This is a genomic window from Streptomyces sp. NPDC107521 (assembly GCF_055598485.1).
Map to the genome: position 1 here is coordinate 187,677 of NZ_JBVKAT010000005.1, position 20,054 is coordinate 207,730.

Sequence of the window (20,054 nt, forward strand, 5' to 3'; positions counted from 1 at the left end):
GGCACGCACCGCACCCCCGTACCACCACGTACCGCACCCCCGTACCACCACGTACCGCACCACCGCCGTACCACCACCGCACCGCACGCCCGCCGTTGGCGTGGCCGGCGTCCGGGGCCGATGAGCAGGACGCCCGGAGCCGGCCGTGAACCCGGGCGTCCGGAGCCCATGAGAGCGCGAGGAGCACCATGGCCAACCCACCGAAGACGTCCGCCGACGGACCGCCCGTCGAGGAGCTGGCGCGCCGCGTCGGCGCCGCCGGGCTGGTGACCGACCCGGACGTCATCGCCTCCTACTCCCGCGACATGGCGGCGATCCCCGTCTCCGGAGTCCCCGCGGCGGTACTGCGGGCGACCTCGACCGAGGAGGTGTCCGCCGCCATGGCCTGGGCCTCGGAGCACGGTGTCGTGGTCGTCCCGCGCGGCGCCGGTACCGGGCTGTCCGGAGGAGCCAACGCGGTCGACGGCTGCCTGGTCGTGTCCCTGGAGGGGATGAACCGCATCCGCTCCATCGACCACGTCAACCGGGTCGCCGTCGTCGAGGCCGGTGTGGTCAACGCCGACCTCGGCCGGGCGGTCGCCGAGCACGGCCACTTCTACCCGCCGGACCCCGGCAGCTTCGAGGTGTCCACGATCGGCGGCAACCTCGCCACCAACGCGGGCGGGATGCGCTGTGTGAAGTACGGGGTGACCCGCGCGTCGACCCTCGGCCTGGAAGTGGTCCTGGCCGACGGGTCGGTGCTCACCACCGGCGCCCCGACCCGCAAGAACGTGGCGGGTCTCGACCTCACCAGCCTCTTCGTCGGCTCCGAGGGCACGCTCGGCGTCATCACCGCCGGGATCATGCAGCTCCGGCCGGCTCCGCCCCGGCCGCCGGTCACCTTCGTCGCGGCGTTCGACACCCTGGCGCGGGCGGGGGAGGCCATCGGGCTGATCCTGGAGTCACGGGCGGTGCCGAGCGTCCTGGAACTCATCGACCGGGCGACGATCAACGCGATCGAGGACTACCGGTCCATGGGCCTGGAGCGCGGCTGGTCCGCGCTGCTCATCGGCCAGTCCGACGGCGAGAACGCCGACACCGACGTCCTGACGATGGCGGACATCTGCACAGCCGCCGGGGCGGAGTTCGTCGCCCACACCGACGACCCGGCCGAGGGCGACCAGTTCATGCGGGCCCGGCGGCTGGCAGGCACCGCCACCACCGAGGCCGGGCCGTCCATCACCGAGGACGTCGCGGTGCCGCGCGGCTCCCTGGTGGCGATGATCAACGCCGTCGACGAGCTCAGCGCGGAGGCCGGCATCCGGGTGGCGACCGTCGGACATGCCGGGGACGGCAACCTCCACCCCGTGCTCATGCTCGACGGGACCGACGAGGAGACCATGGACCGCGCGCTCCGGCTCGCCGAGCGGATCGCCGCGCGCGCCGTCGAACTGGGCGGCACCGTCACCGGGGAGCACGGCGTGGGGCTGCTCAAGCGGGACTGGGTCCGCGACCAGCTCGGCCCCCGGTCGATCGACGTCCACCGCCGGATCAAGGAGGCCCTCGACCCCGCCGGAATCCTGAACCCCGGCCGCGCCTTCTGACGCCGACGGGATCGGCGGGAGTGCCCGGTGCCGCCGTCGCGGACCGGGCCCCTGCGACGGCGCCCGTCCCCGGTGGGCCGGGGACGGGCACCGTCGCACGTGCGGGCGAAGAGGCATGGGCCCCACCCGGCACGGAGCCGGTCGCGAGGCCCGCTCAGGGGCCCGCCCAGAGGGCGGGCCCCGGTCGCGTCGTGGGACAGCGACGGGCCCCGACGCCGGGTCAGCCCCGGGCGGCCCGTCGACGGCGGACGGCGAACAGGACTCCGCCACCGGCCACGAGGAGGGCCGCGGCGGTGGCCGTGATCACACCGGTGCCACTGCTGCCGGTCTCGGCCATCGGGCCGCCGGGCACGGCCGGGGAGGGGCTGTCCGAGGCGGTGGCAGGGGCCGTGGCGCCGCCGGTGGTGCCGTCGTCCCCGTCACCGGGGGTCGGTGCGGCGGTTGTGCTCGGGCCGGTGGACGGGGTCGTCCCGCCGCCGGTGGTGCCGTCGTCCCCGTCACCGGGGGTCGGTGCGGCGGATGTGCTCGGGCCGGTGGACGGAGTCGTCCCGCCGCCGGTGGTGCCGTCGTCGTCCTCGTCGCCCTGCCACCGCACGACGGCCTCCGCACTCGTCGTCGCCGTGTTCGGCGCCACGAGGATGACGGTCTGGGCGTGGTCCTCCGCGGTGGGGGTGCCGCCGGGCGTGGTGGGAACCGAGACGATACGGCCGGTGAGCGATGACCCCGCGGCCGTCGCCGTGACCGTCGCGCTCCCGGAGCCCTTGATGTCGCGGAGGTCGAGGTACAGCTCCTGGCCGTCGGTGAGCGCGTCCGGGTCGAGGGCGGCACCGTCGGCGTCCGTCACCGTCACCGCGGGGTCGACGGAGACGGCCACCGAGGGCCGGTTCGCGCTCACGACGAAGGGGCCGACGAGGGTTCCGGCCTGCTGGGGGGTGCCGGGCGCGGAGAGCGAGAGTTCGGTCGCCGTGTCCTCCGGCGTCGTGCCGGTGTCCGCGTTCGCGCCGGCGATGAGGTGGCGGTAGGCGGCTTCGGAGTCGGCGGTCTCCCAGCGCCAGGGCGCGTCGAAGTCCAGTTCGGTGTACCGCCAGATCGCGTACTGAGTCGCCTCGATCGCGTCGTCGCGCGCTATGCCCGGTACGCCCGCCGCGGTACCGAACTCCTCCAGGCTCAGGGCGGGATAGCTGTGCGTGAGCACCCAGAGGACCTTGCTCCGGACCGCCGGGTCGGTGAACCGGTTGTCCCCGAGATAGCTCCCGGGACCGCCGACCGTTCCCCGGACGTTGGTCAGGGCGGTCACGTCGTGCTCGATGCAGTAGGCCCACGCGTCCGGCTCGCCGACGCCGGCCGGCTCCCCCGTGCGGACGGGGAAGATGCCGGTGCCCGCGTAGCCCTGGCGCGCACCGATGTGGACCGTGCCGCCCCCCTGCGGGGACGCCTCGGCCGCGGCGGATGCCGCGGCCCCGGGCACGAGGAGAGTGACGCACGCCAGAACACCCGTCATCACCGCACGTGCGGTCCGTCCCGATCGCCGTAGCGTCCTGTTCGCCATTCCCACGCCAGACCTTTCGTTCCACGATGAGCCGCACGGACCCGTGACCGGATCCCGTACCGTCGGCCGCCCCCCCCCGGCCACGGCGTCCGGGGCGCGCGGCCGCACGGCGGACCTCCTCCCGCCGAGGAGGCCGGGGGAGGTCCGTGAACGCGGTCGATGCGCGGGCGTGCGCCGTGACAGGGAAGTCGCCGGCCGGTGCGGAACCCGGAGTCAGAGGGGTCCATGCCATCGGCTCCTGCGACGCACACGATATCGATCGGGCTTCCCGCGCCCGGGTGACCGTCGCGATTCCCGAAATGGGGACGGGTGGCCCCGGTGGGAATTCTCCCACCGGAGAATCCGGTGTCCGGGGGACGGGGAGGCTCTTTCCTCACTCTTCGGCGGGTGTCCCATGACAGACGGCAACAACGTCTGTGACCTGCGCTTTTGTCGGATCGGTCGCGACGGGGAAGGAGGTGGGTCCGCCGTGCGCCGACGCAAGTCGTCCGTGCGCCCGGGGCCGCCCGGCACGTACCCCGTGTCCCGGAAGGGGCCGGAATTCCGTTTTCCGAGATGGTCAGAGCCATGCGTCGGGTCCTTCGAAACACCTAGCACGTTCGCAGGGCGAAAGGAGAACGAGTCGAACGGTCCGGCTTCCCGGCCTCCGCGTTTCCCCGCATTCGGCGAATGCCCGGTCCGCGCGTGCCGCTCCAGCGGTTCCCCGGAGCCGGTGCGACGGGATCCCCGCCCCCGGCGCCCCGGGCCCCGCCGGTCGATGCCGTGCCGCCCCGATCGCGCGGCAGGCGGCGGAGGACCTGCCGGGTCCGGGTACGGGCACGGCGTCCGCGGCGGCGGACGTGACCGGTCGCGTCGACGGGAGGGGGGCACCGGAGCGCCGCACGGGTGCTCCGGACGTGCGTCCACCGGCCGCCAGAGGGGGTGTTGACCCCCCGTCGCCCGCCGGTTAGCTTCGGTCGACGGTCCGCCGATTCCGTACGGCGGACGGCCGGAGGGTGCCGCGTGGGACAGCCGGAGAGGATCGCCACCAGCCTCACGGACGCCGTCGTCGAGGAGATCGGTGCCTTCCTCGCCCCCGTCGACGCCGAACTGGCGCTCCGCTACCCCGGCGACCCCGGCACCCGCCAGCCCGTCCACACCGTCTACGTCCCCGCCGACTCCCTCACCGCCGCCACCCCGCGCGAATGGGGCGACCGGGCCCTGGCCGCGCTGGACGAACACGCGCCGGACGCGGCCTCGTTCGCCGCCGTCCTCGGCCTCGCCCCCGAGCTGGCCGGACCGGTCCACTCCCGGGTGCGCGCCAAACTGGAGCGCGAACCCGTCGAGGACCTCCGCGTCGACTTCGAGGACGGCTACGGCCACCGCCCCGACGCCGAGGAGGACCGGGACGCGGCCCGCGCCGCCCGGCTCGTCGCCGGGGCCCGTGCCGACGGCACCGCGGCCCCTCTCGTGGGCATCCGGGTGAAGTGCCTGGAGGCCCCGGTCCGCGAGCGGTCCGTCCGCACCCTCGACATCTTCCTCAGCGGCCTGCTGGAGGCCGGCGGCCTGCCCGGCGCACTCGCCCTCACCCTGCCCAAGGTCAGCCATCCCGGGCAGGCCGCCGCCATGGCCCGGCTCCTGGCCGCGTTCGAGTCCGCGCGCGGACTGGAGCCGGGCCGCCTCGGCTTCGAGATCCAGGTCGAGACCAGCCAGGCCGTCCTGGCCGCAGACGGCACCGCCGCCGTCGCCCGCATGATCCACGCCGCCGGGGGCCGCGTCACCGGACTGCACTACGGCACCTTCGACTACAGCGCCTGCCTCGGTGTCTCCGCCGGGCACCAGGCCCCCGACCACCCGGCGGCCGACCACGCCAAGGCCGTGATGCAGGTCGCCGCCGCGGGCACCGGCGTACGCGTCAGCGACGGCTCCACCAACGTGCTGCCGGTGGGCCCCACCGCCCGGGTCCACGAGGCCTGGCGGCTGCACTACGGGCTCACCCGGCGCGCCCTGGCCCGCGCCTACCACCAGGGCTGGGACATGCACCCCGGGCACCTCCCCACCCGGTACGCCGCCGTCTTCGCCTTCCACCGCGAGGGCCTCGCCCGGACCACCGCCCGCCTCGCCCGCTACGTCCGCCGCGCCCCCGGCGACGTCATGGACGAGCCCGCCACCGCCCGGGCCCTCGCCGGCCAGCTCCTGCGCGGTCTGGACTGCGGCGCCCTCGACCTCGACGAGATCACCGGCCCGACCGGCCTGGACCGCGCCGCCCTGGAGTCCTTCGCCGGTCCGCGCCGGGACGCGGCGTCCGCCCCGGGGAGCCGACGGCCGCGGACCGGCGCGGTCACGGACCCGACCCGGGCGCGGTGACGGCGCGTCCGGTCAGTCCGCCGGGGGCAGTTCGCCCGACCCCCGGGCGATCAGCCGGGTGGGCAGCTCGATCCGGTCCGGGGTGATCAGGGTGCGGTCGAGCTGGCGGAACAGCCGCTCCGCCGCCGTACGGCCCAGCGCCGCCGCGTCCTGCGCTACCACCGTCAGCCCCGGCCGCAGCAGATCGGCCAGCTCGATGTCGTCGAACCCGACCAGGGCCACCCTGCGGGAGTGCTCCGCCAGCACCCGGATCACCGTGACCGTCACCCGGTTGTTGCCCGCGAAGACCGCGGTGACCGGGTCCGGACCGGCGAGCATCGACTCCGCCGCGCGCCGCACCCGCCCGGGGACGGTGGCGCCCAGCGACGTCCACGACTCCCGCACCGGTATGCCCGCGTCCTCCATGGCCGCCCGGTAGCCGCGCAGCCGCTCGGCCGCCGTGTGGATGCGCGGCATGTCCCCGATGAAGCCGATCCTGCGGTGCCCGTGCGCGATCAGATGGGCGACCCCGTCCCGGGCGCCGCCGAAGTTGTCCGACACCACCACGTCCGCGTCGATCAGCCCCGCCGGACGGTCCACGAACACCGTGGCCACGCCCGCCTTCAACTCCGGCTCCAGATACCGGTGGTCGTCCCCGGCCGGGATCACCACCAGCCCGTCCACCCGCCGCGCGCACAGGGCCAGCACCAACTCCTGCTCCCGGTCCGGGTCCTCCGCGCTGGAGCCGTTGATCAGCAGCGCGCCGTGCGCGCGGGCCACCTCCTCCACCGCGCGGCTGAGCGGCCCGTAGAAGGGGTCCGCCAGATCCTCCAGGACCAGCCCGATGCTCGCCGTCCGGCCCTTGCGGAGCACCCGCGCGCTGTCGTTGCGGCGGAACCCCAGGGCGTCGATGGCCTCCTGGACGCGGTGCTCCGTCTCCGGGGTGACACCGGGCTCCCCGTTCACCACCCGGGAGACGGTCTTCAGCCCGACCCCCGCCCGGGCGGCGACGTCCTTCATCGTCGGGCGGTTGCCGTAGCGGCTGCCCGGAAGGCGGTCCGCCCGGCGGGCCGTGCCGGGAGGGGTGCGGTGTCCTGTGCTGTCGTCCACGGGGTTGCGTCGGCTCCTGTCGTCCACGGGCGTACGCCGGTCCTGCTCGCGTACGAGGATGTGGCGACGAGCATAGAGCCTGGACAACGTTGTCATAGGCGGGTCGGAATGTTCATGGCAATCTTCGGCCGTGCCCCCACCACACAACCAACTCACCGTGCCCGATGTGTTTCCCGATTGTGTTTCCACTGATGTTGACCTCGACGGGGAGAGCCGACTCTGATGCGCACCGACCTCGTGGCAGCACTGGACATCGGCGGAACCAAGATCGCCGGAGCGCTCGTCGACGGCCACGGCCGCATCCTCCTGCGCGCCCTGCGCCCCACCCCCGCCCAGGAGGACGGCGAGAGCGTGATGCGCGCCGTCACCGCCGTGCTCACCGAACTGACCGCCGCGCCCCCCTGGGAGCGGGTCACCGCCGTCGGCATCGGCAGCGCCGGACCCGTCGACGCCTCCGCCGGAACCGTCAGCCCGGTCAACGTGCCCGGCTGGCGCGACTATCCACTGGTCGCCCGCGTCCGCGCCGTCTGCGGCGGACTGCCCGTCGAGCTGATCGGCGACGGCGTCGCCGTCACCGCCGCCGAACACTGGCGGGGCGCCGCCCGCGGCCACGACAACGCCCTCTGCATGGTGGTCTCCACGGGCGTGGGCGGCGGCCTCGTCCTCGGCGGCCGGCTGCATCCCGGGCCCACCGGCAACGCCGGCCACATCGGCCACATCAGCGTCGATCTGGACGGCGACCCCTGCCCCTGCGGTTCGCGCGGCTGTGTCGAGGGGCTGGCCAGCGGACCCAGTATCACCCGGCGCGCGCTGGCGCACGGCTGGCTCCCCGGCGCGGACGGCGACGCCACCGCCGCCGCGGTGGCCGCGGCCGCGCGCCGGGGCGACCCCGCCGCCCTCGCCGCCTTCGAACGGGCCGCGCGCGCCCTCGCCGCCGCCATCGCGGCCACCGCGACCCTCGTCGAGATCGACATCGCGGTCGTCGGCGGCGGTGTCGGGCAGGCGGGCGACGTCCTGTTCGCCCCACTCCGCCGGGCCCTGTCCGACTACGCGACGCTGTCCTTCGTCCGGCGCCTGACGGTCGTCCCGGCCCGGACGGGCACGGACGCGGGTCTGGTGGGCGCCGCGGCGGCGGCCCTCACCCGGGTGTCGGCGGGGCGGACGGCGGGGGTGCGGGGCCGGGAAGGGCGCGGCCCGGCCGTGACCCCCGTGCCCCCGGGGCGTTGAGCCGGGCATGAAGAAGCGCAGCATGCTCGCCATCGCCTCCCTCGCCACCGGCTTCGTCGTCGCGGCCGTCACCCCCTCGCACGCCGCCCCGGTCGAACTGCCCCTCCACAGCGAGCTGGAGGGCGCCCTGGGCACCGTCGAGCACACCGTCGCCACCGACAGCGTCACGCTGGACCAGGACACCCTGGGCCGCCTCGGCTGACCCTCCGCCGCACCGCACGGCGCCGGGCCCCTCGCACGGGGGGCGCCGGTGCCGCTGCCGTGCGCCCTCCAGCTGGGCCTGGTTTCCGTGGCAGGGTGTTGCGGGCAAGCCACAGGGGGCCAAACAGAATGAGGGGGACCTGTGTCCGTCGTCTGGATCAACGGCGCGTTCGGTGCGGGCAAGACCACCACCGCACGGGAACTGATCGAACTGATCCCGGACAGCACGCTGTTCGACCCCGAGATCATCGGCGGGGCGCTCGCACACCTGCTGCCGGCCAAACGCCTCGCCGACACCGGCGACCTCCAGGACCTGCCGATCTGGCGCCGCCTCGTCGTCGACACCGCCGCCGCCCTGCTGGCCGAACTCGGCGGCACCCTCGTGGTCCCCATGACCCTGCTGCGCCAGGAGTACCGCGACGAGATCTTCGGCGGGCTCGCCGCCCGGCGGATCGCGGTCCGGCACATTCTGCTCACCCCGGCCGAAACGATCCTGCGGGAACGGATGGCCCTCCGGGACATCCCGCCCGACCCCTCCGGCGGCGACCCGCGGACGGGCCGGTGGTGCGACGACCGCATCGAGCCGTACCGCACCGCCCTCGCCTCCTGGCTCGCCGCCGACGCCCACCCCATCGACACCGGCGCCCTCACCCCGTACGAGACCGCCGCGCGGATCACCGAGGCCGTCGGCACCGGCAGCGCGCCCCTGTGCGACATCGTGCAGACGCCCGAACCCACCGGGGAGACGCTGGCCGCCGGGGTGCTGCTGTTCGACGCGCAGGACCGTTTCCTCCTGGTCGACCCCACCTACAAGCCCGGCTGGGAGTTCCCCGGCGGCATCGTCGAACCCGGCGAGGCGCCCGCCCGCGCCGGCATGCGCGAGGTCGCCGAGGAGACCGGCATCCGCCTCACCGACGTCCCCGGCCTGCTCGTCGCGGACTGGGAGCCGCCCGCGGCACCCCACTACGGCGGGCTGCGGCTGCTGTTCGACGGCGGCCGGCTCACCCCCGCCGACGCCGCCCGGGTGGCGCTTCCCGGCCCCGAGCTGCGCGACTGGCGCTTCGTCACCGAGGACGAGGCCGCCGGACTGCTGCCCCCGGTCCGCTACGAACGCCTGCGCTGGGCGCTCCGGGCGCGGGAGCGCGGTGCCGCGCTCTACCTGGAGGCGGGCGTCCCGGTCGGCTGACCCGGGTGGCCGCCGGGCGGGGCGCTTCCGCCGGGCGGGGCCGGGAGGCGCGGCCGGTGCTCCGGCGCCGCGGCCCGTACTCCGGCGCCGCTTTCCCGCCGCGCGTCCTGCTCCTGCCTCCCGGCCCTGAGCGGTTCCGGCCCTGCGTGGTTCCGGGCCTGCGCCTGTTCCGGGTCTGCGCCGGTCCGGGCCCGCGACTTCCCGTCCTGCAACGACGCGGCCCTGCGCCGGTCATGGGCCGCGCCTCCGTGCCCGGCCCGGCCCGGCGCGCCGCCCGCCGTCAGATCGCGGCGTAGTTCCGCAGGAACAGGGCCTCCGCCACCGAGAGGCGCTCCAGTTCCTCGGGAGACACGCTCTCGTTCACCGCGTGGATCCGCGCCTCCGGCTCGCTCAGGCCGATCAGCAGGATCTCCGCCTCCGGGTAGAGCGCGGCCAGGGTGCCGCACAGCGGGATCGAACCCCCCTGGCCCGCGTACTGCATCTCCTCGCCGGGGTACGCCACCGCCATCGCGTCCGCCATCGCCCGGTACGCCGGGCTGCCGGTCCCGGCGCGGAACGGCCGGCCCTGGCCGATCCGTTCCACCTCCACCCGGGCGCCCCACGGCGTGTGCCGCTCCAGGTGCGCCTGGAGCAGGTCGGTGGCGTGCGAGACGTCCGTGCCCGGCGGCACCCGCAGGCTGACCAGGGCGCGGGCGCTCGCCTGCACCGAGGGGGTGGCGCCGACGACCGGCGGGCAGTCGATGCCGAGCACCGTCACCGCCGGGCGGGCCCAGATCCGGTCCGCCACCGCACCGGAGCCGATCAGCTCCACCCCGTCCAGTACCCGGGCGTCCTCCCGGAACCGCTCCTCGTCGTAGTGCACGCCCTCCCAGTCGCCGTCCGCCGTCAGCCCGTCGACGGCCGTCGAGCCGTCCTCGGTCCGCAGCGAGTCCAGGGTGCGGATCAGCGCGGCCAGCGCGTCGGGCGCCGCGCCGCCGAACTGACCGGAGTGCAGATTGCCCTCCAGCGTGTCGACCCGCACCCGGACCATGGTCATGCCGCGCAGCGTGGAGGTGGCGGTCGGCAGCCCGGCCCGGAAGTTGCCCGAGTCGCCGATCACGACGGTGTCCGCGGCCAGCAGGCCGGGGTGCTGTTCGGCGTACCGCTCCAGACCGCCCGTGCCCTGCTCCTCCGAACCCTCCACGATCACCTTGACGTGCACCGGCACGCCGCCGTTCGCCTTCAGCGCGCGCAGGGCCAGCAGGTGCATCAGCACACCGCCCTTGCAGTCGGCGGTCCCGCGTCCGTACCAGCGGCCGTCCCGCTCCGTCAGTTCGAACGGGGGACTGGTCCATCCGGCCTCGTCCAGCGGCGGCTGCACGTCGTAGTGGGCGTACAGCAGCACCGTCCGCGCGCCCTCCGGGCCGGGCAGCCGCCCGTAGACCGACTGGGTGCCGTCCGGTGTGTCGAGCAGGGCCACGTCCTCGAACCCCTCGGCGCGCAGAGCGGAGGCTATCCACCCGGCGGCGGCCTCGCTCTCGCCGCGCGGGAACTGGCCGAAGTCCGCCACCGACCGGAAGGCCACCAGTTCGGTGAGCTCCTCCTTCGCCCCGGGCATCAACGAGGCGACGGTCTCCGCGACCGGATTCGAGGACATGGGCACGCTCCTTGCGGGTACGACGTTGTAGCGGTGGAACCCCGTTCAGCCGCCCGATCCTCCCACAGTGGCCTGCGGCGATGCCCGCCGTAGGATGCTGGGGGTCAGGTGCGGCATGTGGTGAGATCGGAGCAGAAGGCCATCGTGAGGGACGAGAACTCTTCGGCGGACGACGCGCGTCAGGTCTGGGACGTCGTGGTGGTGGGCGCGGGACCGGCGGGGTCCTCCGCCGCCTATGCCGCGGCGGTAGCGGGACGGCGCGTACTGGTGCTGGAGAAGGCGGAACTGCCCCGGTACAAGACATGCGGCGGCGGCATCATCGGCCCCTCGCGCGACAGCCTGCCCCCCGGATTCGACCTGCCGCTGCGGGACCGGGTGCACGCGGTGACCTTCGCGAACAACGGGCGGTTCACCCGTACCCGCCGCTCCCGTCAGATGCTCTTCGGGCTGGTCAACCGGGCCGAGCTCGACCAGCAGCTCATGGAGCACGCCCAGAAGGCGGGTGCCGAGCTGCGCACCGGCGCCACGGTGACCCGGGTGGAGCAGCACGGCTCGGCGGTCCCCGACCGGCGCACGGTCGCCGTCGTCCTCCAGGGCGGCGAGACGGTGCTGGCCCGTGCCGTGGTCGGCGCGGACGGCAGCGCCAGCCGGATAGGGGCGCACGTCGGCGTCAAGCTCGACCAGGTCGACCTCGGCCTGGAGGCGGAGATCCCGGTGCCCGAGACGGTCGCCGAGGACTGGAAGGGGCGCGTCCTCATCGACTGGGGGCCGATCCCGGGCAGCTACGGCTGGGTCTTCCCCAAGGGCGGCACCCTCACCGTCGGAGTGATCTCGGCCCGTGGCGAGGGCGCGGCCACCAAGCGGTACCTGGAGGACTTCATCGGGCGGCTCGGCCTCGCCGGTTTCGAACCCACCGTCTCCTCCGGCCATCTGACGCGCTGCCGGGCCGACGACTCGCCCCTCTCGCGGGGACGGGTACTGGTCTGCGGGGACGCCGCCGGCCTGCTGGAGCCGTGGACCCGTGAGGGCATCTCCTTCGCCCTGCGCTCGGGGCGGCTCGCGGGTGAGTGGGCGGTGCGGCTCGCGGAGGCGTACGACGCCGTCGACGCGCGCAAGCAGGCGCTGAACTACGCCTTCGCCGTGAAGGCGGGGCTCGGTGTCGAGATGAGCGTCGGCAAGCGGATGCTGGCGATCTTCGAACGCCGACCGGGGCTGTTCCACGCGGCCCTGACCGGGTTCCGTCCGGCCTGGCGGGCCTTCCGGGACATCACGCGCGGCTCCACCACGCTGGGCGAACTGGTGCGGACCCACCCACTGGCGCAGCGGGCGCTGTCCGCGATGGACCGCCGGGCGGGTGCGCCCACGGGCGGCGACGGAACCGACGGGGGCGACGGGAACGGCGGGGCCGCCGAAGGCGCGGGTGCCGCCGGGGGTGCCGCAGCGGTGGAGCCCTCCCGTGCCGACGGGGCTGAGCGGGCCGGGGACGCCGGTGACGGCGGCGCGTCCGGCGGTGCCGGTGCCCGGGCGGGTGCCGGAGCCGTGGACGGAGGGTCCCTGAACGGCGTTCGGGAGGACGCCGGTTCCGCGGACGGAGGTCCGGCGCACGGCGGTTCCGTGGAGGGTGGCCCCGGGGACGGAGGCCCCGTGGACGGAGGCGGGGACACCGGGGTCACTTCCTGATCTCGATGCGGAAGACCGGGTGGTCGGGAGCGGCGGCGAGGATCTCCTCGTCGGAGGAGTCCGCGGTGACCCCCTGGAAGTACTCGTTCACCTGCCAGCCCCACCGCTTCAGATAGGTGCGCACGACGGGGAGCTTCTCCTCGTCGGGCAGTTCCACCGCGGTGAAGGTCCGGACCTTGCGCCCGACACGCAGTTCCCCACCGCCCGCGGCCCGCATGTTGCGCACCCACTGGGAGTGGCCGCGCGCCGAGACGAGGTACTGCCCGCCGGCGTGGCTGTGCGGGTTGACCGGGACGCGTTGCATCTGTCCGCTGCGGCGCCCGCGCACCGACAGTTCCGCCGCCCCCGCGAGGCTGACGCCGCGCCGGGCCAGCCAGCCGACCACGCGGTTGAAGCGGAGGTTCATGGGTGTGCCCTTGAGGTAGTAGGGCGCGGTGCCGACCGGGGGCGGGGGCGTGGCCCCGTGCGGGGCCGGGATCGGGGCCGGGGTTTCGGCTGTGTCCAGGGCCGGGGGCGGGGTCGCCGAGAGGGGCGGGGGCGAAGTCGGGGGCTGAGGGTGGGTCTTGGCCGAGGTCATGGCGTCCTCCGGGGATGTGGCTGATGTGGCGGATGTGGCCGCTGGGGTGTGCATTGCGGCCGGGGTGGGTGCTGCGGCGGGGTGGGGGCGCAGCGGGCGAAGCCGTGCCGCTCCGGCGGGCGGGGGTCGTGGCCTTCGGCGGGGCGAGTGGGGCAAGGCGGGGACCGGCGGGCACGGACTCTTGCGGAAGCACCGCTCACATCTGTGAGCACCGCTCTCTCTTTGTGCTTCCAGTGTGCAGCGCGAGCCTGGGTAATGCAAGAGCACTGATCTCGTTTGTGTGCACTGATCTCGTTTGAGTGTGGCGCTTCCGTGTGTGTGCGGTGCGCTTGTTTGCGTGTGCTGGTCGCGACCGGGTGCGGCGCTCCCGGTCGTGTGCAGTGCCACCCGCTTTCCGCTCCCCGCTGCCTGCTGCCCGCTCGTGCGCGGCGTTCTCGCTGGCATCCGGCGCCCCTCTCGTGTGGGGTGTTCTCACTTGTGTGCAGTGCTCTCGCTTGCGTGAGGTGCTCGCATAGGGGTGCGGTGTGCGCGACGGGGAGCGGTGTTCGCAGGTGGAAGCGGTGCTCGCGGGGGAGAGCGGTGTTCGCCATCCGGGGTGGGTGCGCGTCCATGGTTGGCGGGTGCGGGTGCGGGTGCGGGTGCGGGTGCGGGTGCGGGTGCGGAAGGGGAGAGCGCTGCTCGCGTACCGGTGCGGTGCTCGCAAATCTGCGCACCGCACACGTTTGCGAGCAGTGCTCGCGTCTGTGTGCACTGCTCGCACCCCATGGAACACTGGCTCGCATGAGTAACCCCGCACAGGGCGTTCGTGCCCGGGCCCGGATCGAGGCGACCGCGGCCATCAAGGACGAGGCGCGCAGACAACTGGCGCACGAGGGCGCCGCCAAGCTCTCCCTGCGGGCCGTCGCCCGCGAACTGGGCCTCGCCTCCTCCGCGCTCTACCGCTACTTCCCGAGCCGCGACGACCTCCTCACGGCGCTGATCATCGACGCCTACGACGCCATCGGCGCCGCCGCCGAGGCCGCGCGCGACCGGACGGCCGACGTCACCCCGGTGCGGTGCTGGATCCTGGTGTGCGAGGCGGTGCGCGGCTGGGCGCTGGCGCATCCGCACGAGTACGCGCTGATCTACGGTTCGCCGGTGCCCGGCTACCACGCGCCGCAGGACACGGTGTCCTCGGCCGCGCGGGTGGCGGAGGTGCTGGTCGGCGTCGTGCGGCAGGCGCACCGGGGCCGGGGGCTGGCCCAGCCCGTGCTGCCCCCCGCGCTGCGTCCCGAGGCCGAGCGGATGGCCGCGGAACTCGCCCCCGATCTGCCGCCGCAGGTGGTGGCGGCGTTCGTCGCGGCCTGGGCCGAACTGTTCGGGCTGATCGGCTTCGAGGTGTTCGGGCAGTTCCACCGGGTGGTGGAGGACCGGGAGGAATTCTTCCGCCACGCCGCCGCTCGCCTCGCCTACGAGGTCGGCCTGGAGCACTGAGCGCCGGGCGTGACGGACGCTCAGTGTCTGCGTGCGAGCGACGCTCCGGGTGGCACCGCTCCGCCGGGCCGTTGCGTCGCATCGGCCCGTCGGCCCGTCGGCCCGTCACGCCGTCAGCCCGTCACGCCCTCGGCCGTCCCCCGGCGCGGTCGCCTCCACCCGTGCCCGCGTCCGCGTCCCCCGGTCCGGCTCCGGTCCGGTGCCGGCCGGTCCCGCTCCCGCCGTGATGCCCGGCGTACTTCCCCGGGAGTACGCGCGACCGCCCCGCGGGGGTGACGCCCGGGGGAGGCGCGGCGTCTAGCGTGACGGGCATGGACGGACCGGGCGTGGACGGACAGCGTGAGCGCGGGGGCGGGCCGCCGCCCCGGTGGAGGTACGGGCCCCCGTGGTGGAGCGGGGACGAGGAGGGGCGAGGGCCCCGGCTGCCCTGGCTGTCCACCGCCCTGGTCACGGCGTTCGTACTGATCGGCTCGGAGTTCGCCGCGCGGGCACGGCATGGGGACCGGGTCCCACTGGACGCCCTCGGGCATGTGCTGCTGGTCGTGACCGGCGCCGTCCTGCTGGGGCGCCGGCGGCACCCGGTGGCCGTCGTGTGCGCCGCGACCGCGGCCGTCCTGCTCTATCTCGGCGCGGGCTACCCGTACGGGCCGGTCTTCGTGGCGGTGGCGGTGGCCTGCTTCGGCGCCGTCGTCGAGGGTCACCGCCGGGCGGCCTGGTCCGCTCTGGGCGTGCTGTGGGCGGGGCACGCCCTGCTCGCCCACTGGCTGCACCGATGGCTGCCCCCGGCCGGGGACTCCGCCGCGTCCTGGGGGCAAGAAGGGGTGGTCGCGACCTGGGTGGTCGTCGTCGTGGCCCTCTCTGAACTGGCCCGGATCCGCCGTGAGCAGTGGGTGCGGGAACGGGCGGAGCGGGCCCGGGCGGCCCGGCGGCGTGCCGACGAGGAGCGGCTGCGCATCGCCCGGGAGCTGCACGACGTCCTCGCGCACAGCATCTCCGTCATCAACGTGCAGGCGGGCGCCGGGCTGGCCCTGCTCGACACCGATCCCGAACAGGCCCGCACGGCGCTGTCCACCATCAGGGCCACGAGCAAGGAGGCGTTGGGCGAGGTGCGTCAGGTGCTCGACACGCTGCGCGCCCCCGGAGACGTGCCGCGCGCACCGGCCCCGGGGCTGGACCGGCTGCCGGAACTGGTCGAGCAGGCGGCGGGCGTGGGGCTCACGGTGAGCGTGATGGGGGAGCCGCCGGGGCTGCCGCCCGCCACGGACCTCGCCGCGTTCCGGATCGTGCAGGAGGCCCTGACCAACGTCGTGCGGCACTCGGGCTCGCGCCGGGCGCGGGTGCGATGGGCACGGGACGGGGGAGTGCTGAGGCTGGGGGTCGACGACGACGGGCCCGCGACCGGGGCCGAGGCGGGCGGCAGCGGCAACGGACTGGCCGGCATGCGGGAACGGGCGGCGGCCCTCGGCGGCACCATCGAGGCGGGTCCCCGGCCGGACGGGGGCTTCCGGGTGCGCGCGGTACTGCCCCTCGTCCCGGCGCACCGAGTCCTCCCCCCGGGCCCCTCCGCCCTGTCCGACCCAACCGCCGTGCCGGACCCAACCACGGTGCCTGGCACACCAGTCCCGCCGGATACACCCGTCCCGCCGGGACCACCCGTCGTGCCGAACCCGTACGGCCCGTCGTCCACCGCACCGCACATCGAGGAGAAGGGCCCGTGATCCGCGTACTGCTCGCCGACGACCAGTCCTTGGTGCGTGCGGGTTTCCGTGCCCTGCTGGACGCGCAGCCGGACATCGAGGTCGTCGGGGAGGCCGCCGACGGTGGGCGGGCGGTGCGGGCGATCCGTGAACTGCGCCCGGACGTCGTCCTCATGGACATCCGGATGCCCGTGATGGACGGACTGGCCGCGACCCACCGGGTGACCGGGGACGGCGCGCTCGCCGGGGTGAGGGTGGTCATGCTGACCACCTTCGAACTCGACGAGTACGTCTTCGAGGCGATCCGGTCCGGGGCCTCGGGGTTCCTGGTCAAGGACGCCGAGCCCGAGGAACTCCTGCGCGCCGTGCGGGCGGTGGTCGCCGGGGACGCCCTGCTCTCACCGGGGGTGACGCGGCGCCTGATCGCCGAGTTCGCGGCCCGCTCCAAGGAGCCCGCGGCGGACGACGCCCTCGCCGTGCTCACCGAACGGGAACGGGAGGTGATGGCCCTGGTCGGCATCGGTCTGTCCAACGCGGAGATCGCCCGCCGTCTGGTCGTCAGCCCGCTCACCGCCAAGACCCACGTCAGCCGCACCATGGTGAAACTGGGCGCCCGCGACCGGGCCCAACTGGTCGTCCTGGCCTATGAGTCGGGGTTGGTGCGCCCCGGCTGGCTGGGCTGATCCGCGCTTCCGCGCGCCTCGTCGCGGCGGCCTTCCGCAGGGAGCCCCGCTCCTCCGGTGTCGCCGCGGTCCTCCGTCGGCCGGTCGTCCCGCCCGCGCTCCGCAGCCCCGCGCTCCGTCCCTCCGGGTTCGGGCCGGCCGCGGAACGCCCGCCCGTGCGCCGGCCGTCCGCGTGACGTCCGCTCGCGCTGCGCGCGCCCGAACCGGGTGAGGACGCTCACCACGCGGAGCGGGAACACCACGGCGCCCACCAGCGCGCCCACGCCGGTGAGCACGCCGCGCGCACCGGCCAGCGGGGAGAACACGTAGGCCGGTCCGGCCACGGCGGCCAGCAGCACGACCGCGGCGAAAGCCGCGCTGCACAGCGCGTAGCCGATCTCGACCGTGAGCGCGTCCCGTTCGCCCTGTGTGCGCCGGCCCCCGTGGTGCGTCATGGGGCGATTGTCCCGGGCGGCGTCCCCTCCGGGCAAGGGGCACCCTCACCCGGCCGAGGAGTGCCCGGTGGGCGCGGTCCGGCCCATGGGGCGACGGCACGGAGGCACCGCCGCGGTGGCGAGGCCATGGGCGGCAGGGGAGACCGGGCGGCGAGGGGACGGGGCGGCGGGTGCATCCCGCGTACCCCGCGTACCCCGCGTACCCCGCGTACCCCGCGTACCCCGCGTACCCCGCGTACCCGGCAGGCCGCGCGCACTCCGCGTACCTGCGTATCCCGTGCGCCCCGCCTTCGTGCGCCCCGCCACCCTGCCTTCTCAACCGCGCAGTTCGCCCAGCGCGGTCAGCAGCCGGTCCACGTCCTCGTCGGAGCTGTACGGGGCGAGCCCCACCCGGACGGCGCCCCCGTCGCCCAGGCCGAGGTGACGCGAGGCCTCCAGGGCGTAGAAGGACCCGGCGGGCGCGTCGACGCCGCGGTCCGCCAGCCCCTGGTACACCTCGGCCGGGCTCAGTCCCGCCACGGAGAACAGCAGGGTCGGTGTGCGCCGCGCGGCCCGGGAATACACGGTGGTTCCGCCCAGCTCCGCGAGCCCCTGCTCGATCCGCTCGCGCAGCGCGTCCTCGTGGGCCTCCAGAGCGGCGAAGGACGAGGCCAGACGCTCCCGTCGGCCGTCGCCGGTCCCGGGGTCCAGCTCGGCGAGGAAGTCCACCGCGGCCCGCGTGCCCGCCAGCAACTCGTAGGGGAGCGTGCCCAGTTCGAAGCGCTCGGGGACGGTGTCGCTGGAGGGCACCAGCTTGTCCGGGCGCAGTGTCTCCAGGAACTCGGGCCGGGCGGCCAGGACGCCCATGTGCGGACCGAGGAACTTGTACGGCGAACAGACCAGGGTGTCCGCCCCGAGCGCCGCCAGGTCGACCAGGACGTGGGAGGCGTAGTGCACCGCGTCGACGTGGAGCAGGGCGCCCGCCTCGTGGGTGAGGCGGGCGATGGCGGGGAGGTCCGGGCGGGTGCCGATGAGGTTGGAGGCCGCGGTCACGGCGACCAGCCGGGTGCGCGGGGAGAGCGTGGCCGCGATGTGCTCGGGGGACAGTTCCCCGGTGGCGGGGTCGAAGTCGGCCCAGCGGACGGTGGCCCCGGCCGCCTCGGCCGCCTGGACCCAGGGCCGGATGTTGGAGTCGTGGTCGAGGCGGGTCACGACCACCTCGTCACCGGGGCCCCAGTCCTTGGCGAGGGTGCGGGACAGATCGTAGGCCAGTTGTGTGGCGCTGCGCCCGAGGACGACGCCCAGGGGATCGGCGCCGAGCAGGTCGGCCAGCGCGTCGCGGGCCTCCAGCACCGTGCGGTCCGCGTTGCGCTCGCCCTCTGTGGTCCGCCCCCGGTTGGCCAGCGGGGCGGCCAGCACCTCGGCCATGGCGTCGATCACGGGCTGCGGGGTCTGGGTTCCGCCTGGTGCGTCGAAGCGGGCGGTGCCGGACTTGAGGGCGGGGACGCGGGCGCGGATCGCGTCGATGTCGAGGGTCATGTGCACTCCAACCGGAAACGGGGACTGTCCGACATGGTCGCAGCCGGACGCCGCCCGCGACAGGGGGCTCGGCCCCGCGGCCGGCCGCCGCCCCGGGGGCCGCCCGGACCGGCCCAGGGCACGCGAGCGCGGGAGCGGGGCGGTCGGGAAGCTGCGGGGCGCGACCCTGAGGCCGTCGGGCCGTCGGGCCGCCGGGCGAGGACGCCGCGGGCGCCGTCACCCCGGGCGCACAGGGAGCGGCGGGGGCGGACCGGATCACGCGGGGAGCCGGGCGCCCCCGTGTCCGTGAGCCCCTGCGGCCGGGTCCGGGCGGCAAGTGGCCCTGCGCGGACCGGCCGCCCGGACGGAGGTGACGGAGAGACGGATACGCGCGGAGGAATCGCGGCGATTCTCCGTCCTGGGTAAAGAATTGACGACGCATCACTTCCATCACGTGAAAGATTCATGGGGAGTTGGCTCCGAGGTGATACGGGTCGACGGAGGCGCCGCGCACTCTTGTCATGTACCTGCGACTCGATGGGCGGGTCGCAGCCTCAAGGAGGTATGGGATGCGCCGCAGACTCGTCACCGGGCTCGCCGCCTCGGCCCTCGCCGTGACCACCGTCGTCGCCACAGCCGCCGTCGCCGACGCCGCACCGGCCGACAAGGGGTCGGTGCTCGCGAGCTGGACCCAGACCGGGGCGTCCAGCTACAACGCCTGGAACTCCGCCCGGGCCAACCGCTCCGCCTGGTCCGCCTACGGATTCGACTGGACCACCGACTACTGCTCCTCCTCGCCCGACAACCCCTTCGGCTTCCCCTTCGGCAACTCCTGTGCGCGGCACGACTTCGGCTACCGGAACTACAAGGCCGTGGGCGGCTTCAGTGCCCACAAGGCCCGTCTGGACAGCGCCTTCTACGAGGACCTCAAGCGCGTCTGCGCCGGGTACGGCGGTGCGTCGAAGACCGCCTGCAACAGCACGGCGTGGACGTACTACCAGGCGGTCAAGGTCTTCGGCTGACGTCGACGGAGGGGCCGGGCCCGCGGCCGGGTCCGGCCGGTGGCGGCGCTCGGGCCGTGCGGCCGGCCGTCCGCGTCCGGACCGCCGGCGGCGGCTGCATCCCCGCCGGGGGTGCCCGGTGCGGATCCGCGGACCGTTCCCGGACGGCGCTGGGTGTGGCGGCCCTTCCGGGAG

General features: G+C 74.9%; 15 protein-coding genes and 1 pseudogene. 10 read left to right on the top strand and 6 right to left on the bottom strand.

Features of this window, described 5'->3' with window-relative positions:
- Nucleotides 1-188: 188 nt before the first annotated feature.
- Nucleotides 189-1,583 carry an FAD-binding oxidoreductase gene (locus ACZ7LB_RS10420; protein WP_471466910.1) on the top strand — a complete coding sequence of 465 codons (1,395 nt, stop codon included), beginning with the start codon at nucleotides 189-191 and terminating at the stop codon, nucleotides 1,581-1,583.
- Nucleotides 1,584-1,803: 220 nt separating this feature from the next.
- On the opposite strand, the gene ACZ7LB_RS10425 is transcribed toward ACZ7LB_RS10420, so the two are convergent.
- Nucleotides 1,804-3,084 (bottom strand): thioester domain-containing protein, encoded by a 1,281-nt coding sequence (locus tag ACZ7LB_RS10425; protein ID WP_471466912.1) that lies wholly within the window; start codon nucleotides 3,082-3,084, stop codon nucleotides 1,804-1,806.
- 1,050 nt (nucleotides 3,085-4,134) lie between these two features.
- On the opposite strand from ACZ7LB_RS10425, the gene ACZ7LB_RS10430 reads away from it, so the two are divergent.
- Nucleotides 4,135-5,478 (top strand): DUF6986 family protein, encoded by a 1,344-nt coding sequence (locus ACZ7LB_RS10430; protein ID WP_471466914.1) that lies wholly within the window; start codon nucleotides 4,135-4,137, stop codon nucleotides 5,476-5,478.
- Nucleotides 5,479-5,490: 12 nt separating this feature from the next.
- Here the strand turns inward: ACZ7LB_RS10430 and ACZ7LB_RS10435 are convergent, their stop codons facing one another.
- Nucleotides 5,491-6,567, bottom strand: a complete 1,077-nt coding sequence (locus ACZ7LB_RS10435; RefSeq protein ID WP_471466916.1) for a LacI family DNA-binding transcriptional regulator — start codon at nucleotides 6,565-6,567, stop codon at nucleotides 5,491-5,493.
- 222 nt (nucleotides 6,568-6,789) lie between these two features.
- On the opposite strand from ACZ7LB_RS10435, the gene ACZ7LB_RS10440 reads away from it, so the two are divergent.
- From ACZ7LB_RS10440 to ACZ7LB_RS10450, 3 genes are all read left to right on the top strand, one after another.
- Nucleotides 6,790-7,794 carry an ROK family protein gene (locus ACZ7LB_RS10440; RefSeq protein ID WP_471466918.1) on the top strand — a complete coding sequence of 335 codons (1,005 nt, stop codon included), beginning with the start codon at nucleotides 6,790-6,792 and terminating at the stop codon, nucleotides 7,792-7,794.
- A gap of 7 nt (nucleotides 7,795-7,801) precedes the next feature.
- The gene (locus ACZ7LB_RS10445; protein ID WP_471466920.1) at nucleotides 7,802-7,996 is read left to right on the top strand and encodes a hypothetical protein; all 195 of its coding nucleotides are present in this window, start codon (nucleotides 7,802-7,804) and stop codon (nucleotides 7,994-7,996) included.
- 141 nt (nucleotides 7,997-8,137) lie between these two features.
- Complete coding sequence (locus ACZ7LB_RS10450) at nucleotides 8,138-9,181, top strand: NUDIX hydrolase (RefSeq protein WP_471466921.1); 1,044 nt, start codon at nucleotides 8,138-8,140, stop codon at nucleotides 9,179-9,181.
- 280 nt (nucleotides 9,182-9,461) lie between these two features.
- Here ACZ7LB_RS10450 and ACZ7LB_RS10455 read toward each other — a convergent pair whose 3' ends face one another.
- Nucleotides 9,462-10,817, bottom strand: coding sequence for a M20/M25/M40 family metallo-hydrolase (locus ACZ7LB_RS10455; protein ID WP_471466923.1), 1,356 nt, complete (start codon nucleotides 10,815-10,817; stop codon nucleotides 9,462-9,464).
- A 144-nt stretch (nucleotides 10,818-10,961) separates the two neighbouring features.
- Between ACZ7LB_RS10455 and ACZ7LB_RS10460 the strand changes: the two are divergent.
- Nucleotides 10,962-12,176, top strand: a pseudogene (locus tag ACZ7LB_RS10460) (geranylgeranyl reductase family protein); the annotation flags it as partial.
- Nucleotides 12,177-12,486: 310 nt separating this feature from the next.
- Here ACZ7LB_RS10460 and ACZ7LB_RS10465 read toward each other — a convergent pair.
- Nucleotides 12,487-12,903: a nitroreductase family deazaflavin-dependent oxidoreductase gene (locus tag ACZ7LB_RS10465; protein WP_471467159.1), complete on the bottom strand. Its 417-nt coding sequence runs from the start codon at nucleotides 12,901-12,903 to the stop codon at nucleotides 12,487-12,489.
- A 951-nt stretch (nucleotides 12,904-13,854) separates the two neighbouring features.
- Between ACZ7LB_RS10465 and ACZ7LB_RS10470 the strand changes: the two genes are divergently transcribed.
- The 3 genes from ACZ7LB_RS10470 to ACZ7LB_RS10480 all read left to right on the top strand — a co-directional run bounded on the left by ACZ7LB_RS10470 (nucleotide 13,855) and on the right by ACZ7LB_RS10480 (nucleotide 16,927).
- Nucleotides 13,855-14,547 (top strand): TetR/AcrR family transcriptional regulator, encoded by a 693-nt coding sequence (locus ACZ7LB_RS10470; protein ID WP_471466925.1) that lies wholly within the window; start codon nucleotides 13,855-13,857, stop codon nucleotides 14,545-14,547.
- A gap of 311 nt (nucleotides 14,548-14,858) precedes the next feature.
- Entirely contained in the window at nucleotides 14,859-16,265 is a 1,407-nt protein-coding gene (locus ACZ7LB_RS10475) for a sensor histidine kinase (RefSeq protein ID WP_471466927.1), read from the top strand.
- Nucleotides 16,262-16,927 (top strand): response regulator, encoded by a 666-nt coding sequence (locus ACZ7LB_RS10480; protein ID WP_471466928.1) that lies wholly within the window; start codon nucleotides 16,262-16,264, stop codon nucleotides 16,925-16,927. Before ACZ7LB_RS10475 ends, ACZ7LB_RS10480 begins: the two co-directional genes overlap by 4 nt.
- On the opposite strand, the gene ACZ7LB_RS10485 is transcribed toward ACZ7LB_RS10480, so the two are convergent.
- Entirely contained in the window at nucleotides 16,888-17,361 is a 474-nt protein-coding gene (locus tag ACZ7LB_RS10485; RefSeq protein WP_471466930.1) for a DUF6332 family protein, read from the bottom strand. The genes ACZ7LB_RS10480 and ACZ7LB_RS10485 overlap by 40 nt on opposite strands.
- Before the next feature lie 315 nt (nucleotides 17,362-17,676).
- Nucleotides 17,677-18,879 (bottom strand): cysteine desulfurase-like protein, encoded by a 1,203-nt coding sequence (locus ACZ7LB_RS10490; protein ID WP_471466932.1) that lies wholly within the window; start codon nucleotides 18,877-18,879, stop codon nucleotides 17,677-17,679.
- A 548-nt stretch (nucleotides 18,880-19,427) separates the two neighbouring features.
- On the opposite strand from ACZ7LB_RS10490, the gene ACZ7LB_RS10495 reads away from it, so the two are divergent.
- Entirely contained in the window at nucleotides 19,428-19,880 is a 453-nt protein-coding gene (locus tag ACZ7LB_RS10495; protein ID WP_471466933.1) for a phospholipase, read from the top strand.
- Nucleotides 19,881-20,054: the final 174 nt, after the last annotated feature.

What these genes read in the sequence shown, in the direction of transcription:
- ACZ7LB_RS10490 (WP_471466932.1), bottom strand. Translation starts at nt 18,879, where the DNA reads ATGACCCTCGACATCGACGCGATCCGCGCCCGCGTCCCCGCCCTCAAG.
- ACZ7LB_RS10475 (WP_471466927.1), top strand. Translation starts at nt 14,859, where the DNA reads ATGGACGGACCGGGCGTGGACGGACAGCGTGAGCGCGGGGGCGGGCCG.
- ACZ7LB_RS10445 (WP_471466920.1), top strand. Translation starts at nt 7,802, where the DNA reads ATGAAGAAGCGCAGCATGCTCGCCATCGCCTCCCTCGCCACCGGCTTC.
- ACZ7LB_RS10425 (WP_471466912.1), bottom strand. Translation starts at nt 3,084, where the DNA reads ATGACGGGTGTTCTGGCGTGCGTCACTCTCCTCGTGCCCGGGGCCGCG.
- ACZ7LB_RS10465 (WP_471467159.1), bottom strand. Translation starts at nt 12,903, where the DNA reads ATGAACCTCCGCTTCAACCGCGTGGTCGGCTGGCTGGCCCGGCGCGGC.
- ACZ7LB_RS10485 (WP_471466930.1), bottom strand. Translation starts at nt 17,361, where the DNA reads ATGACGCACCACGGGGGCCGGCGCACACAGGGCGAACGGGACGCGCTC.
- ACZ7LB_RS10420 (WP_471466910.1), top strand. Translation starts at nt 189, where the DNA reads ATGGCCAACCCACCGAAGACGTCCGCCGACGGACCGCCCGTCGAGGAG.
- ACZ7LB_RS10440 (WP_471466918.1), top strand. Translation starts at nt 6,790, where the DNA reads ATGCGCACCGACCTCGTGGCAGCACTGGACATCGGCGGAACCAAGATC.
- ACZ7LB_RS10495 (WP_471466933.1), top strand. Translation starts at nt 19,428, where the DNA reads ATGCGCCGCAGACTCGTCACCGGGCTCGCCGCCTCGGCCCTCGCCGTG.
- ACZ7LB_RS10455 (WP_471466923.1), bottom strand. Translation starts at nt 10,817, where the DNA reads ATGTCCTCGAATCCGGTCGCGGAGACCGTCGCCTCGTTGATGCCCGGG.
- ACZ7LB_RS10470 (WP_471466925.1), top strand. Translation starts at nt 13,855, where the DNA reads ATGAGTAACCCCGCACAGGGCGTTCGTGCCCGGGCCCGGATCGAGGCG.